This window comes from Enterobacter quasiroggenkampii (assembly GCF_043972695.1).
GTDB classification, from domain to species: domain Bacteria; phylum Pseudomonadota; class Gammaproteobacteria; order Enterobacterales; family Enterobacteriaceae; genus Enterobacter; species Enterobacter quasiroggenkampii.
In genome coordinates, this window is record NZ_CP143745.1 from 2,925,253 (window position 1) to 2,940,740 (window position 15,488).

Annotated in this window: 17 protein-coding genes; 10 read left to right on the top strand and 7 right to left on the bottom strand. The window is 57.4% G+C overall.

All coding sequences use genetic code 11. The features are described 5' to 3' along the window. Positions 1 to 8: 8 nt before the first annotated feature. Together V1572_RS14080 and ftrA are read right to left on the bottom strand one after the other, a co-directional pair. Positions 9 to 545, bottom strand: coding sequence for a dihydrofolate reductase family protein (locus V1572_RS14080; protein ID WP_262805255.1), 537 nt, complete (start codon positions 543 to 545; stop codon positions 9 to 11). 33 nt (positions 546 to 578) lie between these two features. Then, on the bottom strand, positions 579 to 1,586 hold the full coding sequence (gene ftrA / locus V1572_RS14085) for a transcriptional regulator FtrA (protein WP_045910525.1): 1,008 nt from the start codon (positions 1,584 to 1,586) through the stop codon (positions 579 to 581). Between the two features lie 73 nt (positions 1,587 to 1,659). On the opposite strand from ftrA, the gene V1572_RS14090 reads away from it, so the two are divergent. The 8 genes from V1572_RS14090 to zinT all read left to right on the top strand — a co-directional run bounded on the left by V1572_RS14090 (position 1,660) and on the right by zinT (position 9,678). After that, positions 1,660 to 2,073, top strand: coding sequence for a rhodanese-like domain-containing protein (locus tag V1572_RS14090; RefSeq protein ID WP_008502248.1), 414 nt, complete (start codon positions 1,660 to 1,662; stop codon positions 2,071 to 2,073). 156 nt (positions 2,074 to 2,229) lie between these two features. Further along, a complete protein-coding gene (locus V1572_RS14095; RefSeq protein ID WP_395299269.1) occupies positions 2,230 to 3,333 on the top strand; it encodes a cobalamin-independent methionine synthase II family protein in 1,104 nt (367 codons plus the stop codon). Positions 3,334 to 3,535: 202 nt separating this feature from the next. After that, the gene (gene urtA, locus V1572_RS14100) at positions 3,536 to 4,807 is read left to right on the top strand and encodes an urea ABC transporter substrate-binding protein (protein WP_196346318.1); all 1,272 of its coding nucleotides are present in this window, start codon (positions 3,536 to 3,538) and stop codon (positions 4,805 to 4,807) included. Positions 4,808 to 4,831: 24 nt separating this feature from the next. Continuing rightward, a complete protein-coding gene (gene urtB, locus V1572_RS14105; RefSeq protein WP_234083126.1) occupies positions 4,832 to 6,406 on the top strand; it encodes an urea ABC transporter permease subunit UrtB in 1,575 nt (524 codons plus the stop codon). Next, complete coding sequence (gene urtC / locus V1572_RS14110; RefSeq protein ID WP_196364585.1) at positions 6,406 to 7,479, top strand: urea ABC transporter permease subunit UrtC; 1,074 nt, start codon at positions 6,406 to 6,408, stop codon at positions 7,477 to 7,479. Before urtB ends, urtC begins: the two co-directional genes overlap by 1 nt. Beyond that, on the top strand, positions 7,479 to 8,276 hold the full coding sequence (gene urtD / locus V1572_RS14115; protein WP_045910529.1) for an urea ABC transporter ATP-binding protein UrtD: 798 nt from the start codon (positions 7,479 to 7,481) through the stop codon (positions 8,274 to 8,276). Before urtC ends, urtD begins: the two co-directional genes overlap by 1 nt. A 9-nt stretch (positions 8,277 to 8,285) precedes the next feature. After that, a complete protein-coding gene (urtE, locus tag V1572_RS14120) occupies positions 8,286 to 8,984 on the top strand; it encodes an urea ABC transporter ATP-binding subunit UrtE (RefSeq protein ID WP_045910530.1) in 699 nt (232 codons plus the stop codon). Positions 8,985 to 9,036: 52 nt separating this feature from the next. Beyond that, a complete protein-coding gene (zinT, locus tag V1572_RS14125) occupies positions 9,037 to 9,678 on the top strand; it encodes a metal-binding protein ZinT (protein WP_048030493.1) in 642 nt (213 codons plus the stop codon). A gap of 43 nt (positions 9,679 to 9,721) precedes the next feature. Here zinT and ydeE read toward each other — a convergent pair whose 3' ends face one another. Then, on the bottom strand, positions 9,722 to 10,939 hold the full coding sequence (gene ydeE / locus V1572_RS14130) for an efflux MFS transporter YdeE (RefSeq protein ID WP_277718894.1): 1,218 nt from the start codon (positions 10,937 to 10,939) through the stop codon (positions 9,722 to 9,724). Between the two features lie 194 nt (positions 10,940 to 11,133). On the opposite strand from ydeE, the gene eamA reads away from it, so the two are divergent. Then, a complete protein-coding gene (gene eamA, locus V1572_RS14135; protein WP_021242508.1) occupies positions 11,134 to 12,039 on the top strand; it encodes an O-acetylserine/cysteine exporter in 906 nt (301 codons plus the stop codon). 32 nt (positions 12,040 to 12,071) lie between these two features. Here eamA and marB read toward each other — a convergent pair whose 3' ends face one another. From marB to marR, 3 genes are read right to left on the bottom strand one after another with little or no spacing between them, the layout of a single operon-like run. Continuing rightward, on the bottom strand, positions 12,072 to 12,290 hold the full coding sequence (marB, locus tag V1572_RS14140; protein WP_008502238.1) for a multiple antibiotic resistance protein MarB: 219 nt from the start codon (positions 12,288 to 12,290) through the stop codon (positions 12,072 to 12,074). Between the two features lie 33 nt (positions 12,291 to 12,323). Beyond that, complete coding sequence (marA, locus tag V1572_RS14145; protein ID WP_008502237.1) at positions 12,324 to 12,704, bottom strand: MDR efflux pump AcrAB transcriptional activator MarA; 381 nt, start codon at positions 12,702 to 12,704, stop codon at positions 12,324 to 12,326. A 22-nt stretch (positions 12,705 to 12,726) separates the two neighbouring features. Continuing rightward, positions 12,727 to 13,161, bottom strand: a complete 435-nt coding sequence (gene marR, locus V1572_RS14150) for a multiple antibiotic resistance transcriptional regulator MarR (RefSeq protein WP_008502236.1) — start codon at positions 13,159 to 13,161, stop codon at positions 12,727 to 12,729. A 255-nt stretch (positions 13,162 to 13,416) separates the two neighbouring features. Between marR and V1572_RS14155 the strand changes: the two genes are divergently transcribed. Next, positions 13,417 to 14,082 (top strand): MarC family NAAT transporter, encoded by a 666-nt coding sequence (locus V1572_RS14155; protein WP_069719240.1) that lies wholly within the window; start codon positions 13,417 to 13,419, stop codon positions 14,080 to 14,082. 96 nt (positions 14,083 to 14,178) lie between these two features. Here the strand turns inward: V1572_RS14155 and V1572_RS14160 are convergent, their stop codons facing one another. Next, positions 14,179 to 15,375: a sugar transporter gene (locus V1572_RS14160; protein ID WP_223540495.1), complete on the bottom strand. Its 1,197-nt coding sequence runs from the start codon at positions 15,373 to 15,375 to the stop codon at positions 14,179 to 14,181. Between the last annotated feature and the right edge of the window lie 113 nt (positions 15,376 to 15,488).

A 15,488-nucleotide genomic window follows, 5' to 3' on the forward strand; every position in this document is an offset into this window, starting at 1 on the left:
CCGTGGTTTTACGGCATCAGTCGGTAGTGCGACTGCACCAGACCCGAAGGGAAGCTGCGGCTGGAGACCAGCGTCAAATCGATATCCCCGGGCAGGGCGCCAAACAGTGATTTACCCGAGCCGAGCAGCACAGGTACGGTCGTGATCACCATATCGGCGACCAGTCCTTCTCGCAGAAACGACTGTATCACCTGCCCACCATCAAGATAGACGCGATGGACGTTCTGCATCGTCAGATCGTCGAGCACCTCCTTTGGCGTGCGGCCTGAAAACTGTACTTTGCCCCTCAATGCGTCGGGCACCGGCGTGTCGGCCAGCCGTCGGGAGAGGACCAGCACGGGCCGATCATACGGCCAGGTGTCAAAAGTCAGCACCTTCTCATAGCTCCCCCGGCCCATCACGATCCACTCTTTGTCCGCGATGAACGCCGCATAGCCATGATCCTCAGTCGGGTCATCGCGCTGCAGCAGCCACTCGATATCGTCATTGTGTCTGGCGATGTAGCCATCAAGACTGGTTGCGATAAAAACGTGTGTGGTGACCATCAGGTGCTCCGTATTAACCATAAAACTAACGCCTCAGCGGGCAGTACCGGAATGAGAAAATTGTTTACGGTACTGGGCCGGGGAAATCGCGAACTGCTGGCGGAAATGATGACGCAACGTCGATGCCTGACCAAACCCGGTCTGTTCCGCGATGCTGTCGATGCTTAAACGGCTGCTTTCAAGATAATCTTTCGCCCGCAGCAGGCGCTCATTGAGTAACCAGCGGGCAGGCGTCGTTCCCGTTGCCGCTTCGAAGCGACGAAGAAACGTGCGCTGACTCATACCGACTCGGCGCGCCAGCGAGTCGACGCTGTGCGGCTCGGTAAGATGCGTGTGCAGAAAATCAAACAGCTGACCAAGGCGCTGGCTTTCGCGCAGCTGCGCCACCGGGCGACTCAGCTGTTGCGGCTGAGAGCCATCCCGGTGAGGGGGAATGACCAGCCGACGCGCCACGCTGTTGGCGGTTTCCATCCCATAATCTCTTCGTACAACGTGAAGGCAGAGATCGATCCCCGCCGCGCTGCCTGCGGAAGTCAGTATATCGCCTTCATCCTGGTAGAGCACATCCTCGACCACGTCGATGTCAGGGAAGCGGGTTTTTAGCGTCTCAATGTAGCGCCAGTGCGTCGTGGCTTTACGTCCGTTCAGCAGCCCCGAGGCGGCCAGCACAAATACGCCCGAGCAGATGGAGAGCAGCTGACAGCCTCGCGCGCTGGCCTGACGTAATGCGTTGCAGAGCGCGTCCGGCACCGGCGAATCCAGCCCACGCCAGCCCGGCACCACGATCAGATCGGCAGACTCAAGCAGGGAGAGATCGCCATCGGTAATGATACGGATCCCGCCTGTCGCCCGAAGCTCACCGCTGTCAACGCTTGCCACGGCAAAACGATACCAGTCGTCGCCCAACTCGGGGCGCGGCAGGCCGAAGATTTCCACCGCCACCCCAAACTCAAAGGTACACAGACCGTCATACGCCAGCACCACCACCTTCGGGCGGGCAATCTGTCTTAACGTTGTCATCTTTTTGCTGTTTTCTGGCATAAGCGAGCGCATTCACGGGCTGAATTTGTGGATAGAGTAGTGTTAACACAAACGCCAAAGATGAGGAAGGATCATGAGCTATGTTACTGAATTTCCGGCTGCCGAGCCGCAGGAAGCCGTTACCCATTTCCTGCGCCGCCTGAGCGTCGAAACCGACTGCGCCGATGTGCATCATGCCATCACGCATAATGAGCAGGACTTTGTTTTACTGCACGTTGTGGGAAGCCCGGAGCAGTTTGCCCGTCGCCATGTGCCGGGCGCTCTGCATATGCCGTGGAGCCAGATGACCGCTGAGCGCATGGCCCAATGGCCTGAAGGGACGCTGTTCGTCGTCTACTGCGCAGGGCCGCACTGTAACGGTGCGGACAGAGCCGCGCTGAAGCTGGCGCGTCTCGGTCTGCCGGTCAAAATCATGCTCGGTGGGATCACCGGCTGGGAAGATGAACGCTACGCGTTTGCCAGCGAGGCGTCCGTGGCCGCGCTGTGAAGATGAATTTTTTTCAACACCCGTGAAATTTTCTCGTTTGCCGGCACCGGTGAGGTATGACATTGTTTTTGGACATTTAGACATCCAGAAGTCTAAATATTCAAATGATGAATTATCACTGCGGGCAATTATTGCCGGCAGACTGAGGAGATTTCCATGCAACGACACCACGCCCCGTTCCGCGCCGATGTAGTCGGCAGTTTTTTACGCCCGGATGCCATCAAGCAGGCTCGCCTGAAATTTGCCAGCGGTGAGATTGATGCCGGGCAGCTTCGCGCGGCGGAGGATGAGGCCATTCGCCACGTCGTCGAGCAGCAGTGTGCGTGCGGCCTGCATGTGGTGACCGACGGAGAGTTTCGTCGTGCCTGGTGGCACTTCGACTTCTTCGACGGTCTTCAGGGCGTTGAGCGTTACGATTCGCAGCAGGGCATCCAGTTTAACGGCGTGCAAACCAAAGCCCACGGCGTGCGCGTCACCGGCAAGCTGGGCTTTGGCGAGCATCCGATGCTGGAAGACTTTCGCTATCTGAAAAGCATCAGCGGGAACGCCCAGCCGAAAATGACCATTCCCAGCCCGAGTGTGCTGCATTTCCGCGGCGGTCGCAAAGACATTGATGCGACCGTCTACCCGGACCTGAACGTCTATTTTGATGACCTGGCGACCACCTGGCGCGACGCCATTCGGGCCTTCTACGATGCGGGCTGCCGTTATCTGCAGCTGGATGACACCGTCTGGGCCTATCTCTGCTCGGACGATCAGCGCCGTCAGATCCGCGAGCGCGGCGACGACGCCGATGAGCTGGCGCGCATCTATGCCCGCGTGCTGAACAAGGCGCTGGAGGGCAAGCCGGACGACCTGACCATCGGGCTGCACGTCTGTCGCGGCAATTTCCGCTCCACCTGGATTTCCGAGGGCGGCTACGAGCCGGTAGCGGAAGTGCTGTTCGGAACCGTCAACGTTGACGCCTTCTTCCTCGAATATGATAACGACCGCAGCGGGGATTTTGCGCCATTGCGCTTTGTCCGCCCGGGCAAGCAGCAGGTGGTGCTGGGTCTTATTACCACGAAAAACGGCGAGCTGGAGAACCCGGAGGGGATTAAAGCCCGTCTGGAAGAGGCGGCGAAATACGTGGCGAAAGAGCAAATTTGCCTTAGCCCGCAGTGCGGCTTTGCCTCTACCGAAGAGGGCAACAGCCTGAGCGAATCCCAGCAGTGGGACAAAGTCCGTCTGGTCACGCAGATCGCCAGCGAAGTCTGGTAAAACCTTCCTCCTCAGCGCTGCATTATAAAAGTGCAGCGCTGTGCCATTGTGAGACGTTCTCTTTACATCCGGCGTTCCCCTCCCAGAAATAGCGCTATCTCCATTCTGGCATTCTTTTTGCTCCTGCTTCGCTGACACATTTTTTCCGCGTCCACGCCGTAACGGACGTTTTCGCACAGCGTTCTTTTTCAGGAGTGAAAATATGCACCGTCGTACTTTACTAAAAGCCTTCGCGTTGTCTGCGTCCGTCGTGGCGATGGGGATGAGTTTTGGCGCGCAGGCGGCCGATACCATCAAAGTGGGGATCATGCATTCTCTTTCCGGCACGATGGCTATCTCCGAGACCCCGCTGAAAGATGTCGCCCTGATGACCATCGACGAGATCAACGCCAAAGGCGGCTTGCTGGGCAAGAAACTGGAGCCGGTGGTGGTGGATCCGGCCTCAAACTGGCCGCTGTTTGCCGAGAAGGCCCGTCAGCTGCTGAGCCAGGATAAAGTGGCGGTGGTATTCGGCTGCTGGACCTCGGTTTCGCGCAAATCCGTACTGCCGGTCTTTGAGGAGCTGAACGGCCTGCTGTTCTATCCGGTGCAGTATGAGGGCGAGGAAATGTCGCCAAACGTCTTCTATACCGGCGCGGCGCCGAACCAGCAGGCGATCCCGGCGGTGGAATACCTGATGAGCGAAGACGGCGGCGCGGCGAAACGCTTCTTCCTGCTGGGAACCGATTACGTCTATCCGCGCACCACCAACAAGATCCTGCGCGCGTTCCTGCATTCGAAAGGGGTGGAGGATAAGGATATTGAAGAGGTGTATACCCCGTTTGGTCATAGCGACTACCAGACCATCGTCGCCAACATCAAAAAATTCTCTGCGGGCGGCAAAACCGCCGTGGTGTCGACCATCAACGGCGACTCCAACGTGCCGTTCTACAAAGAGCTGGCTAACCAGGGGCTGAAAGCGACCGACGTGCCGGTGGTGGCCTTCTCTGTCGGTGAAGAAGAGCTGCGCGGGATCGACACCAAACCGCTGGTGGGTAACCTGGCGGCGTGGAACTACTTTGAGTCCGTCGATAATCCGACTAACCAGGCGTTCGTGGCGGATTACAAAGCCTATGCGAAGGCGCACAAGCTGCCGAACGCCGACACTGTGGTGACCAACGACCCGATGGAAGCCACTTACGTGGGGATTCATATGTGGGCGCAGGCGGTGGAAAAAGCAGGCACTACCGATGTGGACAAAGTGCGTGCGGCGATGGCCGGTCAGTCCTTTAAGGCGCCGTCAGGCTTTACGCTCACCATGGATGCCACCAACCATCATCTGCATAAGCCGGTCATGATCGGTGAAATCGAAGGCAACGGTCAGTTTAACGTGGTGTGGCAGACCGAACAGCCGGTACGCGCCCAGCCGTGGAGTCCGTTCATCGCCGGGAATGACAAAAAGCCCGACCAGCCGATGAAAACCGCCAGCAACTAAGCCATCACCGCAGGGAGAAACGTCATGAACGCCATGCGCCTGTTCATCGCTCTTGTATGGCTTTCCGGACTGCTGCCAGGGATGGTGCAGGCATCGGATGCCGATCGTTTTGTTGCCGCCAGCCGCAGCCAGCAGGCGGATTTGTTGACGCAGTGGGCCGCCGCGCCGGATGCGTCAAGACTGCCGCTCCTTGAGGCGCTGCAGAAAGAAAATCTCTACGTCGATACGCAAAAGCACGCCTTTGCACAACGCGATGGCAACGTCATCCCGCTGGGGGAAAGTCAGACGGCAGAGGGCCCAACTAAAGCCGTTCGACTGACGAACCGGCTGCGCGTGCTGGCTGCGACCGCCATCGCCACGCATCAGCTGGTGAGTGACAGTGTCACCGAAAGGCGAGCGGCGGCGCGTCAGCTACAGCGCGATGCCCGGCCCGACATGCTCGCGTTTCTGGAAAAGCGAGTGAGCGATGAAACGGATGCCGTGGCGCGTCAGGCGCTGCTGCTGGCAGTCGCGAATCTTCAGCTGGCAAGCCCGCAGGCCGAGGTGCGCCGCAAGGCCGTGGCGTTGTTAGGCCAGTCCGACGATCCGGACGTACAGTCCAGACTCACCCCGTTTACCCAGCCACAGACGGAGCCGGATAGCGGCGTTCGCGCGGCCGCAGAAGAGAGTCTTAGCCAGATCCAGCACCGACTGATGTGGGGCGATCTGCTGGGCCAGGCGTTTATGGGGCTGTCCCTCGGATCGGTACTGCTGCTGGCCGCGCTGGGGCTGGCTATCACCTACGGCCTGCTGGGCGTGATTAACATGGCCCACGGCGAGATGCTGATGCTGGGGGCATATGCCACCTGGATGGTGCAGCAGGCGATGGCCGGGCTTGCGCCCCAGTGGCTGGCGCTCTATCCCGTTATCGCCTTGCCGGTCGCGTTCTGCCTGACGGCGGGCATTGGAATGGTGCTGGAGCGCACGGTGATCCGTCATTTGTACGGTCGTCCGCTGGAAACGCTGCTGGCGACGTGGGGCATCAGCCTGATGCTTATCCAGCTGGTGCGCATGACCTTTGGCGCCCAGAACCTCGAGGTGGCGAACCCGGCATGGCTCTCCGGCGGGGTGCAGGTTTTTGCCAACCTGACGCTGCCGTGGAACCGCATTGTGGTACTGGGATTCGTGCTGCTGGTGCTGTTCTTCACCTGGCTCATTCTGAATAAAACCCGTCTGGGGCTCAACGTGCGGGCGGTGACGCAAAACCGCAGCATGGCCGCCTGCTGCGGGGTACCGACAGGGCGCGTCGATATGCTGGCGTTCGGGCTTGGCTCCGGGATTGCGGGGTTAGGCGGCGTGGCGTTATCGCAGCTGGGTAACGTCGGGCCGGAGCTGGGACAGGGCTATATCATCGACTCCTTCCTTGTGGTGGTGCTTGGAGGCGTAGGCCAGCTGGCAGGCAGCGTGGCCGCGGCGTTTGGTCTGGGCATTTTCAATAAAATTCTTGAACCGCAGATGGGGGCGGTGCTGGGCAAGATCGTGATTCTGGTGGCGATCGTGCTGTTTATTCAGAAACGCCCGCAGGGACTGTTTGCGCTGAAAGGGAGGGTGATTGACTGATGAGCCAGCCGCTGACCTTAACGCTGGCGCGTAAAGCGCCACGCACCACGCAGATAGCAGGCAGCCTGCTGGTGGTGTGTTTGCTGATATTGCCGTTTTTCGCCTTACTGCCTGCGACGCATCCGCTGGCGCTGTCGACCTGGATGCTGACGCTCATTGGCAAGATCCTCTGCTATGCCATCGTTGCGGTGGCGCTGGATCTGGTGTGGGGCTATGCCGGTATGCTGTCGCTTGGGCACGGGATCTTCTTCGCGCTGGGAGGCTACGCGATGGGCATGTACCTGATGCGCCAGGCTGCAGGTGACGGTCTGCCTGCGTTTATGTCGTTTCTCTCCTGGAGCGAACTGCCGTGGTTCTGGTGGGGCACCCAGCATTTTGCCTGGGCGCTGGTGCTGATTGTGCTGGTGCCGGGGCTGCTGGCGCTGGTATTTGGCTGGTTTGCCTTCCGCTCGAAGATCAAAGGGGTCTATTTCTCGATTATGACCCAGGCGCTGACCTATGCCGGGATGCTGCTGTTCTTTCGCAACGAAACCGGCTTTGGCGGCAATAACGGCTTTACCGGCTTCACCACGCTGCTCGGGTTTTCAGTAACGGAAACGACAACCCGTATCGCGCTGTTTCTGGCCACCGTGCTGTTGCTGCTCCTGGCCCTGGGCACCGGGTTTGCGCTGGCGAAGAGCAAGTTTGGCCGCATTCTGACCGCCGTTCGCGACGCCGAAAACCGGCTGACGTTTTGCGGCTACGATCCGCGCGGGTTCAAGCTGCTGGTGTGGACGCTCTCTGCCGTACTGTGCGGTCTGGCGGGGGCGCTCTATGTGCCGCAGGTGGGCATTATCAACCCGGGCGAAATGTCGCCGACAAACTCGATAGAGGCCGCCATCTGGGTGGCGCTGGGTGGGCGCGGCACGCTGGTGGGGCCGGTGATTGGCGCGGCGCTGGTGAACGGGGCGAAAAGTTTCTTCACCGTTGCGATGCCGGAATACTGGCAGCTGTTTCTGGGGCTGATTTTTATCGCCGTTACACTGTTTTTACCGCGCGGCGTCTACGGACTGTTTCGTAAGGGAGAAAAATAATGCAGCCAGCCGAAGGGTTATTCACCCGCCAGCTACCCGGCGATCGTTACCGGGACCAGACTGACCCTGTACTTCAGCTTGAATCCATTAACGTCAATTTTGATGGTTTTCAGGCCCTGACCGATCTCTCGCTGAATATCGGCGTGGGCGAGCTGCGCTGCGTGATCGGTCCCAATGGGGCGGGTAAAACCACGCTGATGGACGTCATCACCGGCAAAACGCGGCCAAAGAGCGGCAGGGCGATTTACGATCAGTCCATCGACCTGACCGCGCTGGAGCCTGCGGCCATCGCCCGCCAGGGCATCGGGCGTAAATTCCAGAAGCCCACGGTTTTTGAAGCGCTGACGGTGTGGGAAAACCTGGAGATCGCTATGAAAACCGATAAATCCGTCTGGGCGAGCCTGCGGGCAAAACTCAACGGCGAGCAGCGTGACCGGATCGACGAGATGCTGGTTTTGCTGCGCCTTAGCGCGGAGCGCGACCGACGGGCCGGGCTGCTTTCCCACGGGCAGAAACAGTTCCTAGAGATCGGCATGCTGCTGGTGCAGGACCCGCATCTGCTGCTGCTGGATGAACCCGCCGCTGGAATGACCGACGCAGAAACGGAATACACCGCAGAGCTGTTCAAAACGCTGGCAGGCAAACACTCCCTGATGGTGGTGGAGCACGATATGGGCTTTGTTGAAACCATCGCCGACCATGTGACCGTGCTGCATCAGGGGCGGGTGCTGGCGGAAGGGTCGCTTCGCGAGGTGCAGGCCAACGAGCAGGTGATTGAGGTCTATCTGGGACGTTAAGGAGAGGGAATGTTACAGGTCAACGAACTGAATCAGTATTACGGCGGCAGCCATATCCTGCGCGGCGTGAGCTTTGAGGCCGTCACCGGGGAAGTCACCTGTCTGCTGGGGCGCAACGGCGTGGGGAAAACCACGCTGCTAAAGTGTCTGATGGGGCTGATCCCGGCGAAAACCGGGGAGGTCATCTGGCAGGGAAAAACGATCACCCACAGTAAACCGCACCAACGGGTGCAGTCTGGTGTGGCGTATGTCCCGCAGGGACGGGAGATTTTCCCGCGCCTGACCGTGGAGGAGAACCTCCAGATGGGACTGTCGCGATTTTCTGCCCGCGAGGCGAAGCAGGTGCCGGAGGAGATCTGGCAGCTGTTCCCGGTGCTCAAAGAGATGAAGCATCGTCGCGGGGGCGATCTCTCCGGCGGGCAACAGCAGCAGCTGGCGATTGGGCGCGCGCTGGCGAGCCGTCCGCAGCTGCTGATCCTGGATGAACCGACCGAAGGTATACAGCCTTCCGTTATTAAAGAGATCGGCCACGTGATCCGCACCCTGGCAAACAGAGGTGACATGGCGATCCTGCTGGTGGAGCAGTTTTACGACTTTGCCGCCGAGCTGGCCGACAGCTATCTGCTGATGTCCCGCGGCACCATTATTCAGCGCGGGCGGGGCGAAAACATGGAGCAGGAGGGCGTGCGCGGCCTGGTTGCGATCTGAAATGTTATAATATAACATCATCATTCTTATAAAACGGAATGAGGGCGTTACTTTGGCTGCACATATTGGAAAATTTGCCATGACTCTGGGGGCGCTGCTGGTCAGCGGCCAGCTGTTTGCTCACTCGCACGGCCATCAGATGACCGAAGCGGAACAGAAGGCGGCGAACGGCGTGTTTGAGGATAAAGACGTGAAGGACAGAGCGCTGTCTGACTGGGACGGGACCTGGCAGTCGGTCTATCCGTTCCTGCTCGATGGTTCGCTGGATCCGGTCTTTAGACAGAAAGCCCAGAAGGACAAAAGCAAATCCTTTGATGAGGTGAAAGCCTACTACCGCACGGGATATGCGACGGACGTGGATGCCATCGGCATCGAAAATAACGTGATGGAATTCCATCAGGGCAAAGCGGTCAGCCGGTGTCAGTATGATTACAGCGGCTACAAAATTCTGACCTACGCGTCAGGTAAGAAAGGCGTTCGCTATCTGTTTGAGTGTAAGGATGCCGCTAGCAAGGCGCCGAAGTTCGTTCAGTTTAGCGACCATACCATCGGACCGAAGGCCTCGTCTCACTTCCATATCTTCATGGGCAACACCTCTCAGGAGGCGCTGCTGAAAGAGATGGACAACTGGCCGACCTATTACCCGAACGAGATGTATAAAGAGCAGGTGGTGGAGGAGATGTTGCACCACTGATGCTTTATTGCCGGGTGGCGGCTTCGCCTTACCCGGCCTACGATTAGGGTTTTGTAGGTCGGGTAAGTGCAGCGCCACCCGACACGCTATCTTCACTTTTCACGCTCATCCCACGCAAAATCATCAGCCAGGCCACGGCGATGGCGACCATCATGATCACAAATAAGGACCAGTGCGGCAGGTTGGTCAGGATGATACCGGTGATCATCGGGTTTGCCGCCGCGCCGAGCCAACCCAGCGCCTGCGCGGAGAAATAGCTCGCTTTCATACCCGGTGGCGCAATGTTGTCGATCAGCATGTATTCACCCGGCGCATAGATAATCTCACCCAGCGTGAAAATGGCGGCAGCGATGCCCCAGTAAACCAGGTTTTCCCCGGAGAGCATAAAGCCGCCCAGTCCCACGATAAAAAACAGGGTGGCAAGGGTCATCAGCGGGCGGATATTGCTGGCTGAGATTTTGCGGCCCAGCGCATATTGCAGCGTCACCACCACGGCAGCGTTGACCGGGAGCACCACGGCCACCACCTTTTCGGCGAAATCACTGTCCGCATGCGCGGCCAGAACGTATTGCGAAATACAGCTCGCGAACGACCCGCCCACGTAGGACGCCAGCAGGCCAGAGAGCGTGTACCAGAACAGCGCGCGGTCTTTCAGCAAGACCGACGGCTGCCAGGGCGTCTTCTCCTCTGCGGTATCTAACGCCACGCTTTTTTGCACAAAGAAATGGATAAAGCCCAGCGGCAGGGCGGCACAGAAGGCTGCCAGCCAGAACGGCAGCTGCAGGCTGTACATCACCAGCAGGGTGCCAATCGGCGGGCCGACCGTCCAGCCAATGTTCAGGAAGCTGTAGTTCAGCGAGAAGACCCGCGCCTTCTGGCTGGACGTCAGTACGTCGGAGAACCAGGCTTTCAGCACCGTCGAAAAGACGGAGTAGGCGCAGTTAATCAGCGCAAAGAACAGCACCACCAGCGTAACGTTATTGACCAGCGGGATCGCCACAAAGCCGGCGATAAACGCCACAATCGCGATCAGCATGTAGCGTTTTTTATCAAACTTATCGGCCAGAATGCCAAATCCCAGGCTGAATACCACGCCAATGGTCAGCGCCACGGTCAGGGCATAACCAATATTCTCGACGCTCATGCTGTAGACGCGCGTGAGATAGATGGTCATGAACGGCAGCGTTGCCCCTCTACCGATGGTTAACAACAATGACGATGCCAGCAGCGCTGCGGTTGAGCGCCTGAGAGATGGTTTCATATTCCTGCCCGACAGTTGCTTATGCTTTTATTAGATGTGTGTTAACAGGATTACCATGACATAAGGGGCTTGTATAGCACCTGATTTATCCCTAAGTGCTTCAGCTGCCTGCCAGAAATAATGATCTTCTCGTGACGTACTTTTTTCTGTTACCTTGAAGTGTTAACAAATTATTAATAATTCAGGGGCGGGATATGACGCGGAAAGACGGGCTGCTGGCATTGCTGGTGGTCGTAGTATGGGGGCTCAACTTTGTGGTCATTAAGCTGGGGCTGCATAACATGCCGCCGCTGATGCTGGCCGGTTTACGCTTTATGCTGGTCGCTTTCCCGGCCATCTTTTTTGTGGCGCGTCCAAAGATCCCCTTTAAACTGCTGCTGGGCTACGGTCTGACCATTAGCTTTGGCCAGTTCGCGTTTCTCTTTTGCGCCATCAAGTTCGGTATGCCGGCGGGTCTTGCCTCGCTGGTGTTACAGGCGCAGGCGTTCTTTACCATTATTCTCGGCGCGTTCGTGTTTGGCGAGCGCCTGCAGGGCAAACAGCTGGCGGGGATCACCCTGGCGGTGTTCGGCGTGCTGGTGCTGATCGAGGCCAGCCTGAATGGTCAGCATGTGGCGCTGCTCGGGTTTATGTTGACGCTGGCGGCAGGGCTGAGCTGGGCCTGCGGGAATATCTTCAATAAGCTGATTATGCAGCACGAGGCGCGCCCGGCGGTGATGTCGCTGGTGGTGTGGAGCGCACTGATCCCGGTTATTCCGTTTCTGCTGGCGTCGAGTATTCTGGACGGTCCGGCGGTGATGCTGAACAGCCTGGTCGACATCGATATGACCACGATCCTGTCTCTCGTCTATCTGGCCTTTGTCGCCACCATTGTTGGCTACGGGATCTGGGGATCTCTGCTGGGGCGGTATGAGACCTGGCGCGTCGCGCCGTTATCTCTGCTGGTGCCGGTGGTAGGACTTGCCAGTGCGGCGATATTGCTGGATGAAACGCTAAGCGCGCTGCAGCTGTTGGGTGCCGTGCTGATCATGGCCGGGCTGTACATTAACGTGTTTGGTCTGCGGGTTCGTCGGACGACGCGGGTAAGCGAAAAGGCATAAAAAAAGCCCCGCATCTGCGGGGCAAAAACGAATCAGAAGCCGTGCTGATTATAATAAGGCACGCCTAATTCGTCGGATTTGTCGCTACCAGCACCCATGTGGTTGAAATCATAAGGCGACTGGTCATGTGCTGACGGCAAAATCATCGTATCAGGATTATTTTGCTGCGTTGCACGAGGGGTTTGCTCCGCGAAGGTCTGGCTGGAGAACAGCACCAGCAAGGCGAGGGCGGCGGAGGCGATAACTTTCATGATTTCCTCGGTTACGTCTGTTACAGGCGATGATTAACTACAGTGTTTTAACGGATACAGGTATCGGGATTCGCCCGGCACGCTGGTGATTCGGTACTTATGAGGCGGCACGTCAAAATAGTTCTTGAACGTACGCGTCAGGGTTTGCTGTGATTCAAATCCGTAACGCTCCGCCAGATAAAGGATCGGCTCATTGCTTTCTTTCAGTTTCTGGGCAATTTCCGTCAGCTTGCGGCTGCGAATATATTGACCTAATGAATGACCGGTCTCTTTTTTGAACATCCGTTGCAGGTGCCATTTGGAGTAACCCGAACGCTCTGACACTTTTTCAAGGGAGAGCGGCGATTCCAGGTTATCCTCGATCCAGTCCAAAATGCTATGAATGGTGATAGCGTCAGTATTGCGTCTGGACATCGTCATACCTCTTTTTTTCTGTTTACGGCAGGATTTTCTTCAGCAGAAGCTCAAGGGTTGCCACTTCATCTGCCGTTAAGTTTTTTGTTAGTTCCTGATGCAGTGTTTGTCCTACTAATTGATGACATTGCTCGCACATGGCCGCGCCATCGCTGGTTAGCTTCACCAGTACGCCGCGTTTGTCATTCGGGTTAGGGCTTCGTTCTATCCATCCTTTGCAGACGAGACGATCGAGCATGCGGGTTAACGCACCCAGATCGACAGAGAGCACCTTTTTCAGCTCAACCGGCGTGATACACACTTCGCAGCGAATGGAACACAGCACTTTGAACTGTGTTGCGGTGATATCCAGCGGTGACAGGTAGTCATTGAGCAGGCGATCTTTTTTCTGATTGACCATATGAATAAGACGACCCAGCGGAACAACGTCGTTAAAGATATCACTGGTGCTTTTCACAATGGTTGCCCTGGCAAGTAGTTAGTCACGGCAGATATTATTGCTCAGGCAAGTATAAGTCAACTGAATGAATCAGCCGATGCCACGAATTGCTAAAACGTTTCATGAACTTTTTTTGAGGTCTTTCAAATCATAGAGATAACTGACAGTTATCTTTTCTGAAGGAAAATAATCGTTACGTTGCCCCCATGGCTGAATGTCACACTTTCCCCCTATAATTGCTGTGTTAAATATGGATAAGGACGACAACGCACTATGTTGGATTTAATTAAAGCAGTCAGCCTCGGGCTGGTGGTCTTGCTGCCGTTGGCTAACCCGTTAACGACGGTGGCGCTTTTCCTCGGGCTGGCAGGGAACATGAACAGCGCCGAGCGCAACCATCAGTCGATGATGGCCTCGGTGTATGTGTTTGCCATCATGATGGTGGCTTATTACGCCGGACAGGTGGTGATGAATACCTTCGGGATTTCCATCCCTGGTCTGCGTATCGCCGGGGGGTTGATTGTGGCCTTTATTGGTTTCCGCATGTTGTTCCCGGCGCAAAAAGCGCATGAGTCGCCGGAAGCGACCAGCAAATCGGAAGAGCTGGAAACCGAACCGAGTGCGAATATCGCCTTTGTGCCGATTGCCATGCCGAGCACGGCGGGGCCGGGGACTATCGCGATGATCATCAGCTCCGCGTCAACGGTGCGTGACAGCGCAACTTTTCCTGACTGGGTACTGACGGTTGCGCCACCGCTGATTTTTGCGATTATCGGTCTTATCGTGTGGGTGTCGCTGCGCAGCTCCGGCGCCATTATGCGCTGGGTAGGTAAGGGCGGTATCGAGGCAATTTCCCGTCTGATGGGCTTCTTACTGGTCTGTATGGGCGTGCAGTTTATTATCAACGGCGTGCTGGAGATTATTAAGACCTATCACTAAGTTCATTGCCGGGTGGCGGCTTCGCCTTACCCGGCCTACGAAATCCGTCTTTTTGTAGGCCGGGTAAGCACAGCGCCACCCGGCACCAACAATCCCTCACCCGTGCTGCCCCTGTTCCTCCAGCGCCACCGGCCACTTACGGAAGATGAGTACCGACCAGATCAGCGCCACCAGGGCCGGAATAGCCCCCAGATAGCCAATCGCCGACATCGACACGTGCAGGATGACCTGATTTCCCACCAGCGCCCCCGCGCCAATGCCCAGATTGAAAATCCCCGAGAACAGCGACATGGCGACGTCCGTCGCATCCGGCGCCAGGGCCAGCACTTTCACCTGCATGCCCAGGCCAATAATCATGATCGCCACGCCCCAGAAAAGGCTGAGGATCGCCAGATGGCTTTCACTGCCCGCGGCGGGCATCAGCAACAGCAGACAGCCCAGCAGCAGGCCGATGGCGCTGCTCACCAGCAAGGAGGCGTGCCGGTTACCCAGCTTGCCAAACAGCACGCTGCCGATAATGCCCGCGCCGCCGAGGATCAGCAGTAAGACGGTGGCAAAGTTGGCGCTAAAGCCCGCCACCACCTGTACAAACGGTTCAATGTAGCTGTACGCCGTGTAGTGTGCCGTCACGACGATGGCGGTCAGCAGGTAGATGCTCAGCAGTGCAGGGCGACGCATCAGCAGCGGCAGGCTTTTCAGCGAGCCGGAATGTTCGCTCGGCAGCGTGGGCAGCAGTTTAATCAGGCATACCAGTGTCACCAGCGCGCCCATACCGATGGCGAAGAAGGTCGTGCGCCAGCCGAAGTATTGCCCCACGATGCGGCCAATTGGCAGACCCAGCACCATCGCCAGTGCGGTACCGGTAGCAATCAGGCTCAGCGCCTGGGCGCGTTTACCTGCCGGCGCCAGGCGAATCGCCAGCGACGCGGTAATCGACCAGAACACCGCATGGGCAAAGGCGATGCCGATTCGGCTCATGACCAGCACCGTAAAATTCCACGCCATAAACGACAGCACATGGCTCGCAATGAACAAGACAAACAGACCGATCAGCAGCTTGCGCCGCTCCATCTGGCTGGTCAGCAGCATAAACGGCAAAGACATCAGCGCCACCACCCAGGCGTAGATGGTCAACATAATGCCCACCTGCGCTGTTTCCATCTGGAAACTGTCAGCGATGTCAGACAACAGCCCAACCGGCACAAATTCTGTGGTATTAAAAATAAACGCGGCAACTGCCAGCGTGACCACGCGTAGCCACGCGACCCTGCGGGAAACTGTGTTCGTTGTCATAGGGATGTCTGAGATTCGTTGCTGAAAAGAAGAGGAGACGATCTTAAAACGTCGAACGGCGAAAACTCAACCATTATGTGACGCAGATCTCAATATTTACCTTATAAAAGCGG

Bases quoted from the DNA above. Each gene is read 5' to 3' on its own strand.
- marB (WP_008502238.1), bottom strand. From the start codon at position 12,290: ATGAAAGTTATCGCCTCCGCCGCCCTCGCCTTGCTGGTGCTGTTCTCC.
- urtB (WP_234083126.1), top strand. From the start codon at position 4,832: ATGAACGCCATGCGCCTGTTCATCGCTCTTGTATGGCTTTCCGGACTG.
- ftrA (WP_045910525.1), bottom strand. From the start codon at position 1,586: ATGCCAGAAAACAGCAAAAAGATGACAACGTTAAGACAGATTGCCCGC.
- V1572_RS14160 (WP_223540495.1), bottom strand. From the start codon at position 15,375: ATGACAACGAACACAGTTTCCCGCAGGGTCGCGTGGCTACGCGTGGTC.
- eamA (WP_021242508.1), top strand. From the start codon at position 11,134: ATGACGCGGAAAGACGGGCTGCTGGCATTGCTGGTGGTCGTAGTATGG.
- urtA (WP_196346318.1), top strand. From the start codon at position 3,536: ATGCACCGTCGTACTTTACTAAAAGCCTTCGCGTTGTCTGCGTCCGTC.
- urtC (WP_196364585.1), top strand. From the start codon at position 6,406: ATGAGCCAGCCGCTGACCTTAACGCTGGCGCGTAAAGCGCCACGCACC.
- urtD (WP_045910529.1), top strand. From the start codon at position 7,479: ATGCAGCCAGCCGAAGGGTTATTCACCCGCCAGCTACCCGGCGATCGT.
- V1572_RS14090 (WP_008502248.1), top strand. From the start codon at position 1,660: ATGAGCTATGTTACTGAATTTCCGGCTGCCGAGCCGCAGGAAGCCGTT.
- urtE (WP_045910530.1), top strand. From the start codon at position 8,286: ATGTTACAGGTCAACGAACTGAATCAGTATTACGGCGGCAGCCATATC.
- V1572_RS14155 (WP_069719240.1), top strand. From the start codon at position 13,417: ATGTTGGATTTAATTAAAGCAGTCAGCCTCGGGCTGGTGGTCTTGCTG.
- ydeE (WP_277718894.1), bottom strand. From the start codon at position 10,939: ATGAAACCATCTCTCAGGCGCTCAACCGCAGCGCTGCTGGCATCGTCA.
- V1572_RS14095 (WP_395299269.1), top strand. From the start codon at position 2,230: ATGCAACGACACCACGCCCCGTTCCGCGCCGATGTAGTCGGCAGTTTT.
- V1572_RS14080 (WP_262805255.1), bottom strand. From the start codon at position 545: ATGGTCACCACACACGTTTTTATCGCAACCAGTCTTGATGGCTACATC.
- marA (WP_008502237.1), bottom strand. From the start codon at position 12,704: ATGTCCAGACGCAATACTGACGCTATCACCATTCATAGCATTTTGGAC.